Origin of the sequence: Streptomyces cadmiisoli, assembly GCF_003261055.1 — a bacterium.
GTDB classification, from domain to species: domain Bacteria; phylum Actinomycetota; class Actinomycetes; order Streptomycetales; family Streptomycetaceae; genus Streptomyces; species Streptomyces cadmiisoli.
Genome location: NZ_CP030073.1, coordinates 6,632,224 through 6,652,185 on the forward strand (window position 1 = coordinate 6,632,224; position 19,962 = coordinate 6,652,185).

Genomic DNA, 19,962 nt, shown 5'->3' on the forward strand with positions numbered 1-19,962 from the left:
CTGGTGTGATGGGTGTTGGTGCGCTTGACCGCCCCCAAGGGGGCGTCTTAGCGTGAAGATGTTCAGGAATGTGGACGCAAATCATAAATATATACCTTGGAGAGCCCGTGACGTCAGCACCGCTCCCCGACCGGCTCAGCGTCCCCAGCGGGCCGCTGTTCTTCCCGGTCACCGCCTACGGACCCGACGGCTCCGTGAACCTCGACGTCTACCGCGCCCATGTCCGCCGCGGCGTGGAGGCCGGCGCCGCCGCGGTCTTCGCGTGCTGCGGCACCGGAGAGTTCCACGCGCTCACCCCCGAGGAGTACGAGGCGTGTGTGGCGGCGGCGGTCGAGGAGACCGCGGGACGGGTCCCCGTAGTGGCCGGCGCCGGATACGGGACCGCGCTCGCCGTGCGCTTCGCGCGCCTCGCGGCCCGCGCCGGAGCGGATGGTCTGCTCGCCATGCCGCCGTACCTCGTCGTCGCCGGGCAGGAGGGACTGCTGCGGCACTACCGGGAGCTCGCGGCGGCCACCGAGCTGCCGGTCGTCGTCTACCAGCGCGACAACGCCGTGTTCACACCCGGCACCGTCGTCGAACTCGCCCGCACGGACGGGATCATCGGGCTCAAGGACGGACTCGGCGACCTGGACCTGATGCAGCGGACCGTCAGCGCCGTCCGCGGCGAGGTCCCCGGCGACTTCCTCTACTTCAACGGGCTGCCGACCGCCGAGCTGACCCAGCTCGCCTACCGCGGCATCGGCATCACGCTCTACTCCTCCGCCGTGTTCTGCTTCGTCCCGGAGATCGCCCTCGCCTTCCACCGCGCCCTGGAAACCGGTGACCGGGCCACCGTGCACCGCCTGCTCGACGGCTTCTACCGGCCGTTCGTCGAACTGCGCGCCCTGGGCCGCGGCTACGCCGTCTCCCTGGTCAAGGCCGGCGTGCGGCTGCGCGGCCTCGACGTGGGCGAGGTCCGGCCACCGCTGCACGAACCGGCGGAGGAGCACCTCAAGCAGCTCTCCGAGGTGATCGAGCGCGGCTGCGCGCTGCTGGAGGAGGACGCGTGAAGACGTCGGCGTTCGTCTACCCCTGGGACGTCAACGGGGACCCGGAGGCAGCCGCGCGGATCGCCGGCCTGGGCGTCGCGCAGGTGACGCTGGCCGCCGCCTACCACTCCACCCGCGCCCTCACCCCCCGCCACCCGCGCCACCGCGTCGTCACCGCCGGGCACGCCGCCGTGCTCTACCCGGTGGACGCCCGCTGGGACGGCCGGCCGCTGCGCCCCCACCCGGCGGGCGACTGGGCCCCGGGAGACGCGTACGGGCAGGCCGCGGAGAGCCTGGCCGGGGCGGGCCTGGACGTGCACACCTGGGTCGTGCTCGCGCACAACTCCCGCCTGGGCGCCGAGCATCCGCACACCTCGGTGGTCAACGCCTACGGCGACCGCTACCCCTGGGCGCCGTGCATCGCCCAGCCCGCCACGCGCGCGTACCTGGTGGAGCTGGCCGCGGAGGCGGCGGCACGGCCGGGCGCGCACGGCACCGAACTGGAGTCCCTGGGCTGGTACGGGCTGGCGCATCTGCACGCCCACGACAAGATCGCCGGGGTCGGACTCGGCGACGCCGGCCAGTACCTGATGTCGCTGTGCTTCTGCCCCGACTGCCGGGCCGGCTACGGCGCGCGGGGCCTGGACCCCGACGAACTGGCCGCCGCCGTACGGGCCGCGCTCGAACCGGTGTGGCGGGGGGCGCCGTCCGGCGGGGGCTGGGCCGGGGTCGGCGAACTCCTCGGCGAGGCGCGGGCCGCCGGCACGCGGGAGTGGCGGGACGAGACCGCGCGCACGCTCCAGACAGCGGCCGTCGCGGCCGTCCGGGCCGCGGCGCCGCGGGGCTTCCAGGTCCTCCTCCACGCCGATCCGGTGTCGTACCACTGCGGCGCCAACGCCGGGGTGGACCCGGAGCACATCCTGTCCGTCGCCGACGGAGTCGTGGTGCCCTGCACGGGCGGCGCCGAGGCGCTGACGCCGTTCGCGCGGCAGGGCCGCGAGGGCGCCGTCCTCGCGGCCAACCTCACCGTGGTCTCCGGCATGGGCGGCAGCCCCGGCACCCTCGCCGAGGACGCGGCACGCGCGCGTGACCTCGGTGCGACGGAACTGCGGCTCTATCACGCCGGGTTGGCCTCGGACGACGACCTGGAGTCGGTGCGGGCCGCTCTCAGGGCCGGCTGAACCGCCACCACCAGCAGCACCACGCCCAGCACCACCAGCACCGGCCGGTGGTCGACCAGAGCGACCAGGGCGGCACCCAGCGCCAGCCCGAACACGTTCGGCGCGTACATCAGGGTGCTCGCCGTCGCGGCCGTACGGCCGAGCAGGGCGTCCGGTGTCGCCCGCTGCACCGCGGTGAGCGCGGCGATCAGCACGCACGGCAGGCCCGCGCCGATCGCCGCGCCGCTCACCCACGCCACCGGGTCCGACGGCACCGCCCGCAGCGCCACCGCGACGGCGGTCAGCGCGATCCCGGCCGCCGCGAACCGGCGTTCGCCGAGCCGTCGCAGGGCGGGCCCGGACGCCAGCCCGGCCGCCACCGACCCCGCGCCCTGCACCGCGGCGAGCACCCCGGCGTAGGCCGGGGCGTGCCCGAGGCCCTCGACGACGGCGTACACCAGGGCGCCGTTGACACCCGCGCACAGCATCGTCGCGCCGCCCGCCGGCACCAGCAGGCGCAGCCCGGGGTGGGCCCACAGATGCCGGACGCCCTCCGCCGTCCGGGCGCGCCGTACCGTGCCGCGCGGCGGGGGAGGGGAGTCGTGGACCCGCAGCGCGGCGTACAGGGCCGCGGCGAGGACGAAGGTGAGCGCGTCCAGCAGGGCCACGCCCGCCCCGCCGTACGCCGCGTAGAGACCCGCCCCGGCCAGTGGCGCGACCAGCTTCGTGCCCTCGGTCGCGGTCATGCGCAGCCCGTTGAAGTCGCCGAGCAGGGCCGGTCCCACGGCGGAGACGACCAGCGCCGACTCCGCGGCGTCGTGCACGACGCCCGCGGCGCCGTACGCCGGCAGGACCGCGAACAGCAGCCACAGGTCCCCCGGCGCCTCGACGGTGACGAGGGTGAGCAGCAGGGCCGCCATGACCAGGTTCGTGCCGATCAGCAGGGGGCGGCGGCGGACCCGGTCGGCGAGCGTGCCCAGCAGCGGGCCGGCCAGGGTCGGCGCCCACATGGCGAGCAGGCACAGCGCGGCCAGCGGGTCCGAGCCCGTCAGGTCCTTCACCCACACCCCGGACGCCAGCCACAGGGCCGACGTGCCGAAGCCGGAGACCACCACGCCCACCAGGTACAGCCCCGCGTCGCGCTGCCGCAGCAGCCGCACCACGGCCCAACTCCTCGCGCCGGTCGGGGTGTTCGCCCCGTCCGCCCCTTCCGCCCCTTCCGCCCCTTCCGTGCCGTCCGTGCCGTCTGTGTTTTCCGGGCCGTTCATCTCGTTCATGCCGGTCATGCCCGGTCATCGTGGGGCTAAGGCCCGGGGGAGCGGATCGGCAGGATGCCGTAGAAACCGGGCCGCGCGGGCCGCCGCGTCCTCTCAACTCCCTTTGCCGGAAGCATTGACGAAACACACCGGCACTCCTACCGTCATCGCGTCGTACCTCGTACGTCATATATGAGACGCGATATGTGAGATCCGATACGCGAGATCCGAGAGGCGCGCATGACCTCTGTGCCCACCCCGATCCCCTCCCGCACGCAGTACGTGCTGGAGGAGATCAAACGCCGCATCCTCACCGGGCAGCTGACGCCAGGTCAGGCCCTGGTCGAGACCGACCTCGCCGCGCAGTTCGGGGTGTCCAAGACCCCGGTGCGCGAGGCGCTCAAGACCCTGGCCGGGACCGGACTGGTGATCATGAGCCAGTACAAGGGCGTCACCGTGCGCATGGTGGACGCGGACATGGCGCGCGAGGTGTACGACGTGCGGCTGCTCCTGGAGCCGGAGGCACTGCGCCGCAGCGTCCGGCGCGGAGCCTCCCTCGACGCCGCCCGCGACGCGCTGACCCGGGCCGACGGCGCCGCCGACACCGCCGAACGCTCCCTGGCCAACCGGGAGTTCCACCGCGCCCTGTACGCGCCGTGCGGCAATCCGCTGCTCGGCCGGATGCTCGACGAGGTCCGCGACCAGGCGGCGCTCGTCTCCGCCGTCGCGTGGGCCGCCGACCCCTCGTGGGAGCGGGAGGCCCAGGAACACCGCGAGATCCTGCGGCTGGCCCTGGCCGGTGACTCCGACGGCGCGGCGCGCGCCCTGCACGCGCACATCGCGTCGTTCGTGGAGCGGGCCTTCCCCGGCGCGGAGACCGGGGACCGGAACGAGGACGGTCAGCGATGACAACGACGTTCGAGTCCCAGCGGGCGGCCCTGGCCGACGTGGTGGCGATCCCGGTGACCCCGTTCGCCGAGGACGGCTCCGTCGACCGGGACACCCACCGGGCCCTGCTGCGTCGTCTGCTCGACGGTGGGGTCAGGACCCTCACCCCCAACGGCAACACCGGCGAGTTCTACGCCCTGGCGCCCGAGGAGCGGCGGCTGGTCACCGAGTCGACCGTCGAGGAGGCCGGGGAGCGCGCGGCGATCCTGGTCGGCGTCGGCCACGACGTGCCGACCGCCGTCGCCTCCGCCCGGCACGCCCGCGCCCTCGGTGTCCGCATGGTGATGGTCCACCAGCCCGTGCACCCGTACGTCTCGCAGAGCGGCTGGGTCGACTACCACCGCGCGATCGCCGAGTCCGTGCCCGAACTGGGCGTCGTCCCCTACATCCGCAACGCCCGGCTGGCCGGCGACCGGCTCGCCGAACTCGCCGACGCCTGCCCCAACGTGATCGGGGTCAAGTACGCCGTGCCGGACGCCGCGCGCTTCGCCGGCTTCGCCCGCGACGCGGGACTGGACCGGTTCGTCTGGGTCGCCGGCCTCGCCGAGCCGTACGCCCCCTCGTACTTCTCGGCCGGCGCCACCGGCTTCACCTCGGGACTCGTGAACGTCGCCCCGTCCGTCTCGCTGAACATGATCGAGGCGCTGCGCTCGGGCGACTACCCGGCCGCCATGAAGGTCTGGGAGCAGATCCGCCGCTTCGAGGAGCTGCGTGCCGCCGACGGCTCCGCCAACAACGTCACCGTCGTCAAGGAGGCCCTCGCCTCGCTCGGACTGTGCCGCCGGGAGGTCCGCCCGCCCAGCAGGCCGCTGCCCGAGAGCGAGCGCGCCGAGGTCGCCGCCATCGCCGCCGGGTGGTCGACATGACCGGCCGCCGGCGTCCCGAGGACCTCAGAAGCCATCAGTGGTACGGCACCGAGGGGCTGCGCTCCTTCAGCCACCGGGCCCGCACCCGTCAGCTCGGCTACCTCCCCGAGGAACACCTCGGCAAGCCCGTCATCGCGATCCTCAACACCTGGTCCGACATCAACCCCTGCCACGTCCATCTGCGCGACCGCGCGCAGGCCGTGAAGCGGGGCGTGTGGCAGGCGGGCGGTTTCCCGCTGGAGTTCCCGGTCTCCACGCTCAGCGAGACCTTCCAGAAGCCGACCCCGATGCTCTACCGCAACATGCTCGCGATGGAGACCGAGGAACTGCTGCGGTCGTACCCGGTCGACGGCGCCGTGCTGATGGGCGGCTGCGACAAGTCGACGCCCGCGCTGCTGATGGGCGCGGCCAGCGCCGGACTGCCCGCCGTCTTCGTGCCGGCCGGGCCGATGCTCCCCGGCCACTGGCGCAACGAGGTCCTCGGCTCCGGCACCGACATGTGGAAGTACTGGGACGACCGGCGGGCCGGCCTGATCGGCGACTGCGAGATGACCGAACTGGAGAGCGGTCTCGCGCGCTCGCCGGGCCACTGCATGACGATGGGCACCGCGTCCACGCTGACCGCCGCCGCCGAGGCACTCGGGGTGACCGTGCCGGGGGCGTCCAGCATCCCCGCCGTGGACTCGGGCCACGACCGGATGGCCGCGGCCTCCGGCATGAGGATCGTCGAACAGGTCCACCTCGGGCGCCCGCTGTCCGACATCCTCACCGCCGAGGCGTTCGAGGACGCGGTCACCACCGTGCTGGGGCTCGGCGGCTCCACCAACGCCGTCATCCACCTCATCGCCATGGCGGGCCGGGCCGGCGTCCGGCTCACCCTGGACGACTTCGACCGCATCGCCCGCACGGTCCCCGTCCTCGCCAATGTCCGGCCGGGCGGGCGGACGTACCTGATGGAGGACTTCCACTTCGCCGGCGGACTGCCCGGGTTCCTCTCCCGGATCCCGGACCTGCTGCACCTGGACCGGCCCACGGTGTCGTACGACACGATGCGCGAGCAGATCGCCGGCGCGCGGGTGCACAACGACGACGTCATCCGCACCCGGGACGACCCGGTCGCGAGCGAGGGCGGGGTCGCCGTGCTGCGCGGCAACCTCTGCCCGGACGGCGCCGTCATCAAGCACATCGCCGCCGAACCCCATCTGCTCAAGCACACCGGCAGGGCGGTCGTCTTCGACGACTACCGGACGATGCAGCGCACCATCGACGACCCGTCGCTCGGCATCACCGCGGACAGCGTGCTGGTGCTGCGCAACGCCGGTCCCAAGGGCGGTCCCGGCATGCCCGAGTACGGCATGCTGCCCCTGCCCGACCACCTGCTGAAGCAGGGAGTGCGGGACATGGTGCGGATCTCCGACGCCCGGATGAGCGGCACGAGCTACGGCGCCTGCGTCCTGCACGTGGCGCCCGAGTCGTACGTCGGCGGACCGCTGGCCCTGGTGCGCACCGGGGACGCCATCACCCTCGACGTCGAGGCGCGCCTCCTGCGGCTCGACGTGGACGACGAGGAACTGGCACGCAGGCGGGCGGAGTGGACACCGCCGCCCGTCCGGTACGAGCGCGGCTACGGAGCGCTCTACAACGAACAGATCACCCAGGCGGACACGGGCTGCGACTTCGAGTTCCTCGCCCGGCCGGGCAAGGTGCAGGACCCGTACGCGGGCTGAACCCCCTTCGGCCGCGCCCCGCTTTGGCCGAAATCTCGAACATTGATCGGCAAGCGCTTCACCCGCACGAGAACGTACAAGATCGGAGAACAGTCATGGCCCGAGCCGCAGCCGTGGCGAAACCGCCCGCGCCACCGGGGCGGCGCCGTGCCTCCGCCACGCCCCGCAGGCTGCCGTACCTGCTGATCGCCCCGGCGGCCCTGCTGATGCTGGGCTTCATCGCCTACCCGGTGCTCAGCGTCTTCTACTACAGCCTGCGCAACTACAACCCCACCAAGCCGTGGCGCAACGGCTTCGCGGGCTTCGACAACTTCGTCCACGCCTTCACCGAGGACCCGCAGTTCTGGGGCACGCTGACCTTCAGCGCGAAGTGGGTCGTCGTCGAGGTCGGACTCCAGCTGCTGTTCGGCCTGGCCCTCGCCCTCATCGTCAACCAGACCTTCGTGGGCCGGGCACTCGGCCGGGCCATGGTCTTCTCCCCGTGGGCCGTCTCCGGCGTGCTGACCTCCGCGATCTGGGTGCTGCTGTACAACTCCCAGACCGGCATCACCCGCTACCTCGCCGACCTCGGCATGGGCTCCTACGGCACGAGCTGGCTGTCGGACACCTCCACGGTGTTCCCGGCGGCGGTCGTCGCCGACCTGTGGCGCGGCGTGCCCTTCTTCGCCATCCTCATCCTCGCCGACCTCCAGTCCGTCTCGAAGGACCTGTACGAGGCCGCCGAAGTCGACGGGGCGAGCCGGCTGAAGCAGTTCTGGCACATCACCCTGCCGCACCTGAAGGACGCCATCGTCCTGTCGACGCTGCTGCGCGCGGTGTGGGAGTTCAACAACGTCGATCTGCTCTACACCCTGACCGGAGGCGGGCCGGCCGGTGTGACCACGACACTCCCGCTCTACATAGCCAACACCAGCGTCGACGCCCACGACTTCGGCTACGCGTCGGCCCTGACCACCGTCGCGTTCGTGATCCTGCTGTTCTGCTCGATCGTCTACCTGCGGCTGAGCAAGTTCGGAGGTGGGGACAAGTGAGCACCGTCGAGAAGGCCCCCGCGGTCGCGCCGGCGCCCGAGAGCGCGGTCCGCGCGCCGCGGGGCCCGGTGAACCGGCGCCGCGCCTGGGACGAGGCCCCGCGCTGGCAGATCTACCTGCCGCTGTCGGTCTACCTCCTCTTCACCCTGATCCCCTTCTACTGGATCCTGCTGTTCGCCCTGCGCCCGGCCGGCTCCACCTCGCTCGTGCCGTGGCCCATGACCTTCGACCACTTCGAGAAGGTCTGGACGGAACGCAGCTTCGGCACCTACTTCCAGAACAGCGTGTACGTCGGCCTCGCCACCCTGGTGCTGACCACCGGCGTCGCGCTGGCCGGCGGCTACGCCCTGGCCCGGTTCGACTTCCGGATCAAGCGGGGCTTCATGCTCGCCCTGCTCTGCTCGCAGTTCGTGCCCGGCGCCCTGCTGCTGGTCCCGCTGTTCGAGATCTTCGCCGAACTCCGCATGATCAACTCCCTGGGCAGCGTCATCATCGCCGAGACGGTGTTCCAGCTGCCGCTGTCGATGATCCTGATCAGCAACTTCATCAAGAACGTGCCGTACTCGCTGGAGGAGGCGGCCTGGGTCGACGGCTGCAACCGCATGACCGGCTTCCGGGTCGTCGTTCTCCCGCTGCTGCGCCCCGGGCTGATCGCGGTCGGGTCGTTCGCCTTCGTGCACTCCTGGAACCACTTCCTGTTCGCGCTGATGTTCCTCAACAACCAGCACAAGCAGACCATCCCGGTCGGCCTGAACAACCTGATGAGCGCCGACAGCGTCGACCTGGGCGCACTGGCCGCGGGCGGCATCATCGCCGCGGTTCCCGTGGTGCTCGTGTTCGCCTTCATCCAGAAGTGGCTCATCACCGGCTTCAGCGCGGGGGCGGTGAAGGGATGACGACACCTCGTACACCTCGTGCGCCTCGCCCGCCTCGCAGCCCCGGCCGAACCGGGGCGGCCGTCGGCGCCGCCGGCCCCGGCACGGCGTCGGCACCTCGCCCCGGCACGGCGTCGGCACCTCGCCCCGGCACGGCGTCGGCACCTCGCCCCGGCACGGCGTCGGCACCTCGCGCCGGCACGGCGTCGGCACCTCGCCCCGGCACCGGGAGGACCCCATGACCACACCCCTGCCCGTGGTGCTCGCGGGTGCCCGGGGACACGGCCGCTGGCACGTGGAGAACATCCGCCGACTCCAGCGCCAGGGCCTCGTACGGCTGGCCGGCGTCTGCGAGACGACCCCGCTCGCCGCGGCGGAGTTCGGCGGCGAGCCCCCGGCGCAGTCCGCCGACCTCGGCGCCCTGCTCGACGCCACCGGCGCCCGCGTCGCCGTCGTCAGCACCCCGATCCACACCCACGCCGACCTCGCGGTGACGGCCGCCCGCCGAGGCGTCCACCTCCTGCTGGAGAAGCCGCCCGCGCCCTCCTGGGCCGAGTTCCACCGGATGGCGGAGGCGGTCGCCGAGGCGGGCGTCGCCTGCCAGATCGGCTTCCAGTCGCTGGGCTCGCGCGCCGTGCCCGCGATCCGCGAGCTGATCGCCGACGGGGCGATCGGGACGGTCACCGGGATCGGCGCGGCCGGGGCCTGGGCGCGCGACGAGGCCTACTACCGGCGGGCGCCCTGGGCGGGCCGGCGCAGGATGAACGGCGCCGACGTCGTCGACGGGGCGCTGACCAACCCGCTCGCGCACGCCGTCGCCACCGCCCTCGCGCTGGGCGGCGCCGACCGGGCCGAGGACGTCACCGCCGTCGAGACCGAGCTGTGGCGGGCCAACGCCATCGAGTCCGACGACACCTCCTGCGTCCGCGTCTCCACCGCCGGCGGCGTCCCGGTCACCGTCGCCGCGACACTGTGCGCCGAACGGCCGCGCGAGCCGTACGTCCTGGTGCACGGCAGCCAGGGCCGGATCACCCTCTGGTACAAGCAGGACCGGGTCCTGCTCCAGCGCGCGGACCAGGGCCCGCGGGAGTTCGGCCACGACCGCACCGACCTGCTGGAGAACCTGGTCGCGCACCTCACCACCGACGCCGAACTGCTCGTCCCGCCGCACACCACGGGCGCCTTCATGCGCGTGGTGGAGGCGATCCGGCTGGCCCCCGACCCCGCTCGGCTGCCCGGCTCCGCCTGGCGGCTGCTCCCCGACGAGAACCGCCGGGTGGTGCCCGGGGTCGACGAACTCGTCGCGGAGGCGGCCGACACCCTCGCCCTCTACTCGGAGCTGAATGCCCCCTGGGCCCAGCCGAGCACGCCACGCGACCACCACCGAGGGGTGAGCACCCGATGACGCACCACGACACCGCGGTCCTGCGCGTCGCGGGCCGGCCCGTCGCCCGGTACACCGCCCGGCCCGCGATCCCGGCGCGGCTCGCCCCGCGCCCCTACCTGCACCCGGTCACCACCCTGGCCGGTACGGCGGTCACCGAGCTGAGCCCCGACGACCACACGCACCACCTCGGCGTCGGTGTCGCCGTACCCGACGTCGAGGGGCACAACTTCTGGGGCGGACGCACCTACGTCCGCGACCGCGGCCCGACCGAGCTCGACAACCACGGCGCCCAGCGGCACGTCGCCTTCGTTCGGTGCGACCCCGGCGGATTCGTCGAGGAGCTGCGCTGGGTGGCCGCGGGAGCCGAGCTGCTGCGCGAGCGCCGGACGGTCACGGCACGCGAACTCACCGACACCGCCTGGGCGCTGGACTTCGCCTTCGCCCTGACGAACACCACCTCCGGCCCGCTGTCGATCGGCAGCCCCGCCACCAACGGGCGCCCGGGAGCGGCCTACGGCGGCTTCTTCTGGCGGGCCCGCAGACAACAGGAGGCACCTTCCGTGTTCACCGCCGCCGGCGAGGGAGAGACAGAGGTCCACGGCACCCGCGCAGACTGGCTCGCCATGACCGCGCCGGACACCCCCCGTCCGGGCGGTGCCGACGGCGCGGGCGGCTGGACGCTGGTCCTCGCCGGGGCCACCGACGCCACCCGCCGCGACCCCTGGTTCGTCCGCACCGCCGGCTACCCCGGCGTCGGTTCCAGCCTCGCGTCCGACGCGCGGCTGCCGATCCCGCCCGGCGGCAGCGTCGTGCGCCGGATCGTCACCGTCGTCGCCGACGGCACGCTCGGCCGGGACGAGGCCGCCGCCCTGGCCCGCAAGGCGGTGACCGTATGAGCGTCCGGCCGACCGACCGCACCTACCGCAACCCGGTCCTCGACGCCGACTGGTCCGACCCGGACGTCGTCCGCGTCGGCGACGACTTCTACCTCACGGCGTCCAGCTTCGGCCGCGTCCCGGGCCTGCCCCTGCTGCACTCGCGCGACCTGGTCAACTGGACGCTGATCGGCCACGCCCTGGACCGGCTGGAACCGGCGGACGCGTTCGCCGCGCCCCGTCACGACTGCGGGGTCTGGGCGCCCTCCCTGCGCCGCCACGACGACCGCTTCTGGATCTTCTGGGGCGACCCCGACCAGGGGATCTTCCAGATCAACGCCCCGCGGATCCGCGGCCCCTGGACCGCGCCGCACCTGCTGAAACCGGGCAGGGGCCTGATCGACCCCTGCCCGCTGTGGGACGACGAGACCGGCGAGGCCTACCTCGTGCACGCCTGGGCGAAGTCCCGCTCCGGCATCAAGAACCGCCTCACCGGCCACCGGATGCGCCCCGACGGCACCGGACTGCTCGACGAGGGCAAGGTGATCGTGGACGCCGACCGGATCCCCGGCTGGTTCACCCTCGAAGGCCCCAAGCTCTACCGCCACGACGGCTGGTTCTGGATCCTGGCGCCCGCCGGCGGTGTGGAGACGGGCTGGCAGGGCGCGCTGCGCGCCCGCGACTTCTTCGGGCCGTACGAGGAGAAGGTGGTCCTCGCGCAGCAGGACACCGACGTCAACGGCCCGCACCAGGGCGGCTGGGTGCGCACCCCGTCCGGCGAGGACTGGTTCGTGCACTTCCAGCAGCGCGGCGCCTACGGCCGGGTGGTGCACCTCCAGCCGATGCGCTGGGGCGCGGACGGCTGGCCGGTGATCGGCCGCGACGGCGCCCCGGTGGCCGTGCACGAGCGGCCGGACCTGCCCCCGCAGCCGCCCGCCGCGCCCGCCACCGACGACGACTTCCCCGGCGGGCGGTACGGCCGCCAGTGGCAATGGACGGCCGACCCGCGGGACGGCTGGGCCACCCGGCACTCCGCCGACGGGCTGCGGCTGACCTGTGTACGCTCGGCCGACCCGCACGATCTGCGCGCTGCCCCGAACGTCCTCACCCAGCGGCTGCCCGGCAAGCCGGCGGTTGTCGAGGTGGAGCTGCGGCTCGACACGGAGCAGCCGGGAGCACGGGCCGGACTCGCGGTGCTGGGCGACGCGTTCACCTGGATCGGACTGGAGCGGGGGGCCGACGGGACGGTCCGCCTCGTGCACCGGTTCGCCGAGGGCGGGCAGCCGGGCGGACACCGGGACGCCGCCCCTTCGCATCCCGCGCCCGAGGGGCGGGCACTGCTGCGGATCGAGATCGGTCCCGGCGCGCGCTGCCGCTTCCACCACGACGTCGGTGACGGCCTCCGTCCTTCCGGGCAGGTCTTCGCCGCCACCCCCTGGCGCTGGGTCGGCGCCCTGCTGGGCCTGTTCGCCCTCGCCCCCGAGGAGGGGCACGGGCCGGCCGGCGCCGCCACGTTCACACACTTCCGCATCACCGACATGTGAGGTCCCGTCCGCCTGCGGGGGCGCGACGACGCACCCCCTATGCAAGCGCTTGCCGGGCGCCGTGACCGCCATCGAACCCCACGAGTGCACATCTCCGTTGGATCCAGAAGAAGAGAGCCGACCAATGATAATCAGCAATCGCAGAAGCAGCACAGGCAGGCGTCGTGCGGCGGCCGCCGTCGCCCTGACCGCCGTCCTCGCGCTGACCGCCACCGCCTGCGGTGACGACGGCAGCGGGGCGGGCGGCGACAGCGGCGCCGAGGGCAGCGGCAAGGGCAGCATCGTCTTCTGGGACAACAACGGCGGTGTCCGCACCGACATCTGGAAGGAGATCATCGCCGAGTTCGAGAAGGCCAACCCGGACATCGACGTCGAGTACGTCGGGATCGCCGCCACCGAGTACCAGTCCAAGGTCGACACCGCCATCCAGGGCGGCGGCCTGCCGGACGTCGGCGGTGTCGGCGCCGCCATGCTCGCCGGCTTCGCCGCGCAGGACGCGCTGGAACCGCTGGACGAGCGCCTCGACGGATCCTCGCTGAACGGCAAGCTCAACAAGGACATGGTCGAGTCGCTGAAGGCCGCCGGCGGCGGCGACGGCACCCTGTACTCCATCCCGACCTCCGCCAACAACGGCGTCCTCTACTACCGCACCGACCTGTTCGAGGCGGCGGGCCTCGATGCGCCGACCACGTGGGACGCCTTCTACGAGGCGGCCGAGGAACTCACCGACTCCGGCAGCAACAAGTTCGGCTACACCATCCGCGGCGGCGCGGGGTCGATAGCCCAGGCCCTGGACGCCATGTACGGGCAGTCCGGGATCACGTCCTTCTGGGACGAGGGCAAAGAGCGGACGACGGTCAACGACCCCGAGAACGTGGCGGCGCTGGAGAAGTACGCCGCGCTCTACAAGAAGGTCACCCCGGCCGCCGACCTCAACAACGACTTCACCAAGATGGTCGCGCAGTGGGACTCCGGCACGATCGGCATGCTGAACCACAACCTGGGCTCCTACCAGGACCATGTGAAGGCGTTCGGCGCCGACAGGTTCCGGGGCATTCCGCAGCCGATCGGGCCCGGCGGCAAGCGGGTGCAGGTGTCCAACCCGGTCGACGGCCTCGGGGTGTTCAAGAGCTCCAAGAACAAGGAGGCCGCGTGGAAGTTCATCGAGTTCGTGACCGCTCCCGGGCCGAACTCGAAGTTCAACGAGTCGGCGGGGCAGGTGCCGGCGCACACCGACGCGGCGAAGGACGAGTGGATCACGAAGGCGGAGCCGACCAAGCTCGCCGCGGACGCGCTGAGCGACGGTTCCACCACCATCGTGCAACTGCCGTACTACCTGCCGGACTGGAACACGATCTCCAAGGCCGACAACGAGCCCAACTTCCAGAAGGTGCTGCTCGGTGACATGAGCGCCGAGGAGTTCCTGGACACGCTGGCCGGCGAGCTCAACGAGGCGCAGGCCGAGTGGAAGCAGCAGAACGGCTGAGTCGCCGCGAGCCCCGCCGGCTCCCGGCGCGGGACGGTCCGTCGTACCACGGGGCGACGGACCGTCCCCGTCTTTCCGGGCTTTCCCGTTTCTTGGCCACCCCGCGCGACCCGGACTCCGTAACACGGTGAAAACCTGAAACAGGATCAACAGGGGAACAATCCAGCCAGCACCGCACCCGCACACCGATCCCTCAGGCACCGAGGAGCATCCGCCATGACCGACACGCAGAAGGCGACCGATCGGCCAAGTGCCCCGCCACCGGGGACGAACACCGTCGACCGCGCCTTCAGGATCTCCGAACGGGGCTCCACCTTCGGCCGGGAGATACGCGGCGGCCTCGCCACGTTCTTCACGATGGCCTACATCCTCGTCCTGAATCCCATCATCCTGGGCAGCGCCGAGGACAAGTTCGGCCGGCAGCTCGATCCCGTCCAACTCACCACCGCCACCGCCCTGGTGGCCGCCGTGATGACCGTCATCATGGGCACGGTCGGCAATCTGCCGCTGGCCCTGGCCGCCGGACTCGGCCTCAACGCCGTCGTCGCCTTCCAGATCGCCCCGCTGATGAGCTGGGACGACGCCATGGGCCTGATCGTCCTCGAAGGCCTGCTGATCTGCGTGCTGGTGGTGACCGGACTGCGCGAGGCCGTCATGCACGCCATCCCGCAGCCCCTCAAGCAGGCCATCAGCGTCGGCATCGGCCTGTTCATCGCCTTCATCGGCTTCGTCGACGCGGGCTTCGTCAGCCGCATCCCGGACGCCGCGAACACCACGGTGCCGGTCCAGCTCGGCGGCTCCGGCGCACTCACCGGCTGGCCGGTTCTGGTGTTCTGCCTCGGAGTGCTGCTCACCGTCGGACTGCTCGCCCGCAAGGTCAAGGGCGCGATCCTGATCAGCATCGTCACCATGACCGTCGTCGCGATCGTCATCGACTCGATCGCCGAGGTCGAGACCTGGGGCCTGACCACACCCGCGTGGCCCGACGAGGTGGTCGGCAGCCCCGACTTCGCGCTGCTCGGCGACTTCAGCCTGTTCGGGGCGTTCGGGGCGCCCGGCGTCGGCGTCATCACCGTCGTCCTGCTGGTGTTCACCCTGATCCTGTCCGACTTCTTCGACACCATGGGCACCGTGGTCGGCATCAGCACCGAGGCCGGGCTGCTGGACGAGGACGGCAAGGTCCCGAACCTCGGCCGCGTGCTGCTGGTGGACGGCGCCGCGGCCGTCGCGGGTGGCGCCGCCTCGTCGTCCTCGGCGACCTCCTACATCGAGTCGGCGGCCGGCGTCGGAGAGGGCGCGCGCACCGGCTTCGCCAACCTGGTGACCGGCGGCCTGTTCGCCCTCGCGCTGTTCTTCACCCCGCTGCTCACCATCGTGCCGCTCCAGGCGGCCGCCCCGGCACTGGTCGCCGTCGGCTTCCTGATGATGACTCAGGTCAAGCAGATCGACTGGGACAAGTACGAGATCGCCGTTCCGGCCTTCCTGACCATCGCCGTGATGCCGTTCACCTACTCCATCACCAACGGCATCGGCGCCGGCTTCGTCGCCTACGTCGTGATCAAGACGGTGCTGGGCAGGGCCAAGGAGGTGCACTGGCTGCTGTGGGGGACCTCGGCGCTGTTCCTGGTGTACTTCGCGATCGACCCGATCGAGCAGATCCTCGGCGTCAAGTGAGGCCGGGGGCGGCCCCGGCGGGCCGCCCTCTCCCTCTTGTGGGGTCTCTACCGCAACGACGTCTCCATCACGGCCTCGGTCACCGGGGCTCACAGCCTCCGGGTGGCGAGGGTCAGCCGGTCGCGGGCGTCGAACAGGGCGTCCTTGACCATCTGCTCGTGCGCCGGGGTGAGCCGGGCCACCGGGATCGAGCAGCTGATCGCGTCCCGGGCCGGGGTGCGGTAGGGGATCGCCACGCCGAAGCAGCGCAGGCCCAGCGTGTTCTCCTCGCGGTCGACGGCGTACCCCTGCTCGCGCACCTGGTGCAGCTCCTCGATCAACCGCTCCCGGTCGGTGATCGTGTGCTCGGTCAGCGCGGGCAGGGTCTCGGGCAGCATCTTGCGCACCTGCTCGTCGGAGCAGGTGCTCAGCAGCGCCTTGCCCAGGGAGGTGGAGTGGGCGGGCAGCCGGCGGCCGACGCGGGTGAAGGGGCGCAGGTAGTGCTGCGACTGCCGGGTGGCCAGGTACACGACGTTCGTGCCGTCGAGCCGGGCGAGGTGGATCGTCTCCGTCGTGTCGTCCGACAGCCGGTCCAGGGTGGGCCGGGCCGCCGCGACCACCTCGTCGCCGTCGATGTACGACGTGCCCACCAGCAGCGCCCGTACGCCGATGCCGTACCGCGTGCCCGTCGCGTCCGTCTCCACCCAGCCGAGCTCGACCAGGGTGCGCAGCAGCATGTAGAGGCTCGACTTGGGGTAGCCGACGGCCTCCTGCACGGCGGCCAGGGAGTGCATGCCGGGGCGTCCGGCGAAGTACTCGAGCAACTCAACGGTCCGCACCGCGGACTTGACCTGCGCACCGCCGCCTGTCTCGCCTGCCGACATCGCCCTTGACCCCTTCGTTCGACGAGAAGCTGGAGATATAGTCTCGACATCACATTCACCATCAGAGACAGCGTTCAGTATATCGAACGAGACTGGTGGCTGACCCGGTGAACGACGTAAGTACTGCGGCAAGACATGTGGAGGGACCCGCGGTGGCAGCAGCACCAGTCTGGAGTGTCGACCCCCGAACCGGGAAGCAGCGTGAACAGGTTGCTGTGGAGGCCACCGGCCAGGAGGTGGACGCCGCCGTCCGCGCGGCGCGCGACGCGCGCGGCGCCCTGGAGGACCGCACGGTCCGCGCGGCCTTCCTGCGCACCGCCGCCGACCGGCTGGAGGCGGCCCGCGACCAGCTCGTCGAGGCCGCCGACGCCGAGACCGCGCTCGGTCCGGTGCGGCTGACCGGCGAACTCGCCCGCACCTGCTACCAGCTGCGCGCCTTCGCCGGCATCGTCGAGGAGGGCGCCTTCCTCGACGTCGTCATCAACCACCCCGACGACACCGCCACCCCGCCCGTCCCCGACCTGCGCCGCTACAAGGTGCCGCTCGGCGTCGTCGCCGTGTACTCCGCCTCCAACTTCCCCTTCGCCTTCTCCGTCGCCGGCGGCGACACCGCGAGCGCGCTGGCCGCGGGCTGCCCCGTGGTCGTCAAGGCGCACCCCGACCATCCCGCGCTGTCGGAGCTGGTCGCGGCCGTGCTGCGGCGGGCCGCCGCCGAGCACGGCATCCCGGACGGGGTGCTGGGTCTCGTCCACGGCTTCGCGGCGGGCGTCGAGCTGATCAAGCACCCCCAGGTCACTGCCGCGGGCTTCACCGGCTCGGTGCGCGGGGGCCGGGCCCTGTTCGACGCGGCCGCCGCCCGGCCGGTGCCGATCCCCTTCCACGGCGAGCTCGGCTCCCTGAACCCGGTGCTGGTCACCGAGGCCGCCGCCGCGGAGCGCGCCGAGCAGATCGGCAGCGGGCTCGCGGGCTCGATGACGCTGGGCGTCGGACAGTTCTGCGTGAAGCCCGGGCTGGTGCTCGCGCCGCAGGGCGCGGCGGGCGACCGGCTGGTGAAGTCGCTGACGGAGGCCGTCAGCGACACCGAGGCGGGTGTGCTGCTCGACCACCGCATGCGGGACAACTTCGTCGCGGGTGTCGCCGAGCGCGCGCGGCTCGCCGACGTGGAGACCCCGGTGACACCGGGGGCGAACGGGGAGCACACCGTCAGCGCCGGGTTCCTGACCGTCCCGGCGGGGCGGCTGGCCCAGGAGGGCGAGTACGACCTGCTCCTGGAGGAGTGCTTCGGGCCGGTGACCGTCGTCGCCCGCTACGAGGACGAGGACGAGGCCACGGCCGTCCTGTCCCGGCTGCCGGGGAACCTCACGGCGACGGTGCACCTCTCGGCCGAGGAGGCGGCGGGCGAGGGGCGCGGGCCCCGGGTGCTGGCCGAGCTGACGCCGCTGGCCGGACGGGTGCTGGTGAACGGCTGGCCGACCGGCGTCGCCGTGGCGCCGGCCCAGCACCACGGCGGGCCGTACCCGGCGACGACCTCGACGTCCACCTCCGTGGGCGGCACGGCGATCGAGCGCTGGCTGCGGCCGGTCGTGTACCAGGGTGCCCCCGCGGCGCTGCTGCCCGCGGAGCTGCGGGACGACAACCCCCTGGGGCTGCCCCGGCGGTTCGACGGGCGCCTGGAGCGGTAGCGGGCCGGACCCCGGGAGCGCGGACGGCGCGGTGGGGCCGCGGGTCGAGCGCGGCCCCGCCCCGCCCCGCCCCGCCCCGCGGCCGGCCGGCCGCGCCTGGGACGATGGCCCGATGGACGTGGAACTCGCCGAACTGCCCTTCGCCCTGCGCACCTACGGCCCCGACGGCGGCTGGTCCTACGAGGACGGTGTGCTCACCGGATGGGCCGGGCCCCGGCAGGACCGGTTCGTGCCGCCCGCGGGCGAGGCGCTGGATCCGGCGTCCGACGCACCCCGGCTGCTGGGGGCGCCCGAGGGCGACTTCCAGCTGATCGCCCGGGTCACCGTGGGGTTCGGCGCGTCCTTCGACGCGGGTGTCCTCTACGTCCACGTGGGCGAGCGGGCCTGGGCCAAGCTGTGTCTGGAGTACTCGCCGGACGTGCCGACCGTCTGCACCGTGGTCACCCGGGGGCACTCCGACGACGCCAATTCCTTCACCGTCGAGGGCGGCTCCGTCTGGCTCCGGGTGAGCCGCACCGGCCGCGCCTTCGCCTTCCACGCCTCGCACGACGGTGAGCGCTGGGTCTTCGTGCGCCTGTTCACCCTGGGTGACGAGAAGGAGACGGGAGCGGCCCTGGTCGGATTCATGACCCAGTCGCCGCTGGGGGCGGGCTGTGTGGTGACGTACGACCACCTCGAGTACCGGCCGAGCTGGCCGCGTGACCTGCGGGACGGCAGCTGAACCGGCCCCCGGGAACCGATCCGGTCGCTTGAAGGTTAAAATACTGAGGCGGGAATCCCCGTACCCGTGCGAACCGGAAAGAGCCGTGCCCATGCGTGTCGAGATCTGGACTGACATCGCTTGCCCCTGGTGCTACGTAGGAAAGGCCCGTTTCGAGAAGGCGCTGGCGGACTTCCCGCACCGCGAGGCGGTCGAGGTCGTCCACCGTTCCTTCGAGCTGGACCCCGGGCGGGCCAAGGACGACGTGCAGCCCGTGCTGACGATGCTCTCCCGGAAGTACGGGATGACCGAGGCGCAGGCGCAGGCCGGTGAGGACAACCTCGGCGCGCAGGCCGCCGCCGAGGGACTCGCGTACCGCACCCGCGACCGGGACCACGGCAACACCTTCGACATGCACCGGCTGCTCCACTTCGCCAAGGAGCACGGCCGGCAGGGCGAACTGATCCAGCGCCTGTACGAGGCCAACTTCGCCGAGGAGCGGTCCCTCTTCAACGACGACGAGCGGCTGGTGGAGATCGCCGTGGCCGCCGGGCTCGACGAGGACGGCGCCCGCAAGGTGGTCGCCGACCCCGACGCGTACGCCGACGAGGTGCGGGCCGACGAACACGAGGCCGCCCAACTGGGAGCCAACGGGGTGCCCTTCTTCGTCATCGACCGGAAGTACGGCGTCTCGGGCGCCCAGCCCTCCGAGGTCTTCGAGCGGGCGTTGACCCGGGCATGGGGCGAGAGGACGCCGCTGAAGCTGCTCGACGACGGCGCCACGGGGGGCGGGGACGCCTGTGGTCCGGACGGGTGCGCGGTGCCGCAGCACTGAAAAGCCGCAGGTCGGCGCGGACGCA

17 protein-coding genes are annotated in these 19,962 nt (G+C 72.5%); 15 read left to right on the forward strand and 2 right to left on the reverse strand.

Annotated elements, in window-relative coordinates:
* The first annotated feature begins 107 nt into the window (after positions 1-107).
* On the forward strand, positions 108-1,049 hold the full coding sequence (locus DN051_RS29075) for a 5-dehydro-4-deoxyglucarate dehydratase (RefSeq protein ID WP_112439810.1): 942 nt from the start codon (positions 108-110) through the stop codon (positions 1,047-1,049).
* The gene (locus DN051_RS29080) at positions 1,046-2,209 is read left to right on the forward strand and encodes a hypothetical protein (protein WP_053759543.1); all 1,164 of its coding nucleotides are present in this window, start codon (positions 1,046-1,048) and stop codon (positions 2,207-2,209) included. Before DN051_RS29075 ends, DN051_RS29080 begins: the two co-directional genes overlap by 4 nt.
* On the opposite strand, the gene DN051_RS29085 is transcribed toward DN051_RS29080, so the two are convergent.
* Positions 2,146-3,342, reverse strand: a complete 1,197-nt coding sequence (locus DN051_RS29085) for an MFS transporter (RefSeq protein WP_425471790.1) — start codon at positions 3,340-3,342, stop codon at positions 2,146-2,148. The genes DN051_RS29080 and DN051_RS29085 overlap by 64 nt on opposite strands.
* A gap of 342 nt (positions 3,343-3,684) precedes the next feature.
* Here DN051_RS29085 and DN051_RS29090 point away from each other — a divergent pair, with 342 nt between their 5' ends.
* From DN051_RS29090 to DN051_RS29140, 10 genes are all read left to right on the forward strand, one after another.
* A complete protein-coding gene (locus DN051_RS29090; RefSeq protein ID WP_053759544.1) occupies positions 3,685-4,353 on the forward strand; it encodes a GntR family transcriptional regulator in 669 nt (222 codons plus the stop codon).
* Positions 4,350-5,258: a dihydrodipicolinate synthase family protein gene (locus tag DN051_RS29095; RefSeq protein WP_053759545.1), complete on the forward strand. Its 909-nt coding sequence runs from the start codon at positions 4,350-4,352 to the stop codon at positions 5,256-5,258. Before DN051_RS29090 ends, DN051_RS29095 begins: the two co-directional genes overlap by 4 nt.
* Positions 5,255-6,985: an L-arabinonate dehydratase gene (araD, locus tag DN051_RS29100; RefSeq protein ID WP_053759637.1), complete on the forward strand. Its 1,731-nt coding sequence runs from the start codon at positions 5,255-5,257 to the stop codon at positions 6,983-6,985. The genes DN051_RS29095 and araD overlap by 4 nt, the downstream gene beginning before the upstream one ends.
* 95 nt (positions 6,986-7,080) lie before the next feature.
* The gene (locus tag DN051_RS29105) at positions 7,081-8,016 is read left to right on the forward strand and encodes a carbohydrate ABC transporter permease (RefSeq protein WP_053759546.1); all 936 of its coding nucleotides are present in this window, start codon (positions 7,081-7,083) and stop codon (positions 8,014-8,016) included.
* Complete coding sequence (locus DN051_RS29110; protein ID WP_053759547.1) at positions 8,013-8,912, forward strand: carbohydrate ABC transporter permease; 900 nt, start codon at positions 8,013-8,015, stop codon at positions 8,910-8,912. The genes DN051_RS29105 and DN051_RS29110 overlap by 4 nt, the downstream gene beginning before the upstream one ends.
* Before the next feature lie 217 nt (positions 8,913-9,129).
* The gene (locus tag DN051_RS29120) at positions 9,130-10,296 is read left to right on the forward strand and encodes a Gfo/Idh/MocA family protein (RefSeq protein ID WP_112439811.1); all 1,167 of its coding nucleotides are present in this window, start codon (positions 9,130-9,132) and stop codon (positions 10,294-10,296) included.
* On the forward strand, positions 10,293-11,174 hold the full coding sequence (locus tag DN051_RS29125; RefSeq protein WP_112439812.1) for a DUF6807 domain-containing protein: 882 nt from the start codon (positions 10,293-10,295) through the stop codon (positions 11,172-11,174). The genes DN051_RS29120 and DN051_RS29125 overlap by 4 nt, the downstream gene beginning before the upstream one ends.
* The gene (locus DN051_RS29130; protein WP_112439813.1) at positions 11,171-12,697 is read left to right on the forward strand and encodes a glycoside hydrolase family 43 protein; all 1,527 of its coding nucleotides are present in this window, start codon (positions 11,171-11,173) and stop codon (positions 12,695-12,697) included. The genes DN051_RS29125 and DN051_RS29130 overlap by 4 nt, the downstream gene beginning before the upstream one ends.
* Positions 12,698-12,821: 124 nt before the next feature.
* A complete protein-coding gene (locus DN051_RS29135; protein WP_162624988.1) occupies positions 12,822-14,183 on the forward strand; it encodes an ABC transporter substrate-binding protein in 1,362 nt (453 codons plus the stop codon).
* A gap of 216 nt (positions 14,184-14,399) precedes the next feature.
* Positions 14,400-15,857, forward strand: a complete 1,458-nt coding sequence (locus tag DN051_RS29140) for an NCS2 family permease (protein WP_053759552.1) — start codon at positions 14,400-14,402, stop codon at positions 15,855-15,857.
* A gap of 89 nt (positions 15,858-15,946) precedes the next feature.
* Here the strand turns inward: DN051_RS29140 and DN051_RS29145 are convergent, their stop codons facing one another.
* The gene (locus DN051_RS29145; protein WP_053759553.1) at positions 15,947-16,720 is read right to left on the reverse strand and encodes an IclR family transcriptional regulator; all 774 of its coding nucleotides are present in this window, start codon (positions 16,718-16,720) and stop codon (positions 15,947-15,949) included.
* Between the two features lie 152 nt (positions 16,721-16,872).
* On the opposite strand from DN051_RS29145, the gene DN051_RS29150 reads away from it, so the two are divergent.
* From DN051_RS29150 to DN051_RS29160, 3 genes are all read left to right on the forward strand, one after another.
* Positions 16,873-18,402, forward strand: a complete 1,530-nt coding sequence (locus DN051_RS29150; protein WP_112439814.1) for an aldehyde dehydrogenase (NADP(+)) — start codon at positions 16,873-16,875, stop codon at positions 18,400-18,402.
* Between the two features lie 112 nt (positions 18,403-18,514).
* Positions 18,515-19,123 (forward strand): DUF1349 domain-containing protein, encoded by a 609-nt coding sequence (locus DN051_RS29155; protein WP_053759555.1) that lies wholly within the window; start codon positions 18,515-18,517, stop codon positions 19,121-19,123.
* A gap of 91 nt (positions 19,124-19,214) precedes the next feature.
* On the forward strand, positions 19,215-19,937 hold the full coding sequence (locus DN051_RS29160; RefSeq protein ID WP_112439815.1) for a DsbA family oxidoreductase: 723 nt from the start codon (positions 19,215-19,217) through the stop codon (positions 19,935-19,937).
* The last annotated feature ends 25 nt before the right edge of the window (positions 19,938-19,962 follow it).

Excerpts from the sequence above, each read along its gene's own strand:
- DN051_RS29130 (WP_112439813.1), top strand. The coding sequence starts at position 11,171 with ATGAGCGTCCGGCCGACCGACCGCACCTACCGCAACCCGGTCCTCGAC.
- DN051_RS29090 (WP_053759544.1), top strand. The coding sequence starts at position 3,685 with ATGACCTCTGTGCCCACCCCGATCCCCTCCCGCACGCAGTACGTGCTG.
- DN051_RS29105 (WP_053759546.1), top strand. The coding sequence starts at position 7,081 with ATGGCCCGAGCCGCAGCCGTGGCGAAACCGCCCGCGCCACCGGGGCGG.
- DN051_RS29095 (WP_053759545.1), top strand. The coding sequence starts at position 4,350 with ATGACAACGACGTTCGAGTCCCAGCGGGCGGCCCTGGCCGACGTGGTG.
- DN051_RS29145 (WP_053759553.1), bottom strand. The coding sequence starts at position 16,720 with ATGTCGGCAGGCGAGACAGGCGGCGGTGCGCAGGTCAAGTCCGCGGTG.
- DN051_RS29125 (WP_112439812.1), top strand. The coding sequence starts at position 10,293 with ATGACGCACCACGACACCGCGGTCCTGCGCGTCGCGGGCCGGCCCGTC.
- DN051_RS29155 (WP_053759555.1), top strand. The coding sequence starts at position 18,515 with ATGGACGTGGAACTCGCCGAACTGCCCTTCGCCCTGCGCACCTACGGC.
- DN051_RS29160 (WP_112439815.1), top strand. The coding sequence starts at position 19,215 with ATGCGTGTCGAGATCTGGACTGACATCGCTTGCCCCTGGTGCTACGTA.
- DN051_RS29135 (WP_162624988.1), top strand. The coding sequence starts at position 12,822 with ATGATAATCAGCAATCGCAGAAGCAGCACAGGCAGGCGTCGTGCGGCG.
- DN051_RS29140 (WP_053759552.1), top strand. The coding sequence starts at position 14,400 with ATGACCGACACGCAGAAGGCGACCGATCGGCCAAGTGCCCCGCCACCG.
- DN051_RS29120 (WP_112439811.1), top strand. The coding sequence starts at position 9,130 with ATGACCACACCCCTGCCCGTGGTGCTCGCGGGTGCCCGGGGACACGGC.
- araD (WP_053759637.1), top strand. The coding sequence starts at position 5,255 with ATGACCGGCCGCCGGCGTCCCGAGGACCTCAGAAGCCATCAGTGGTAC.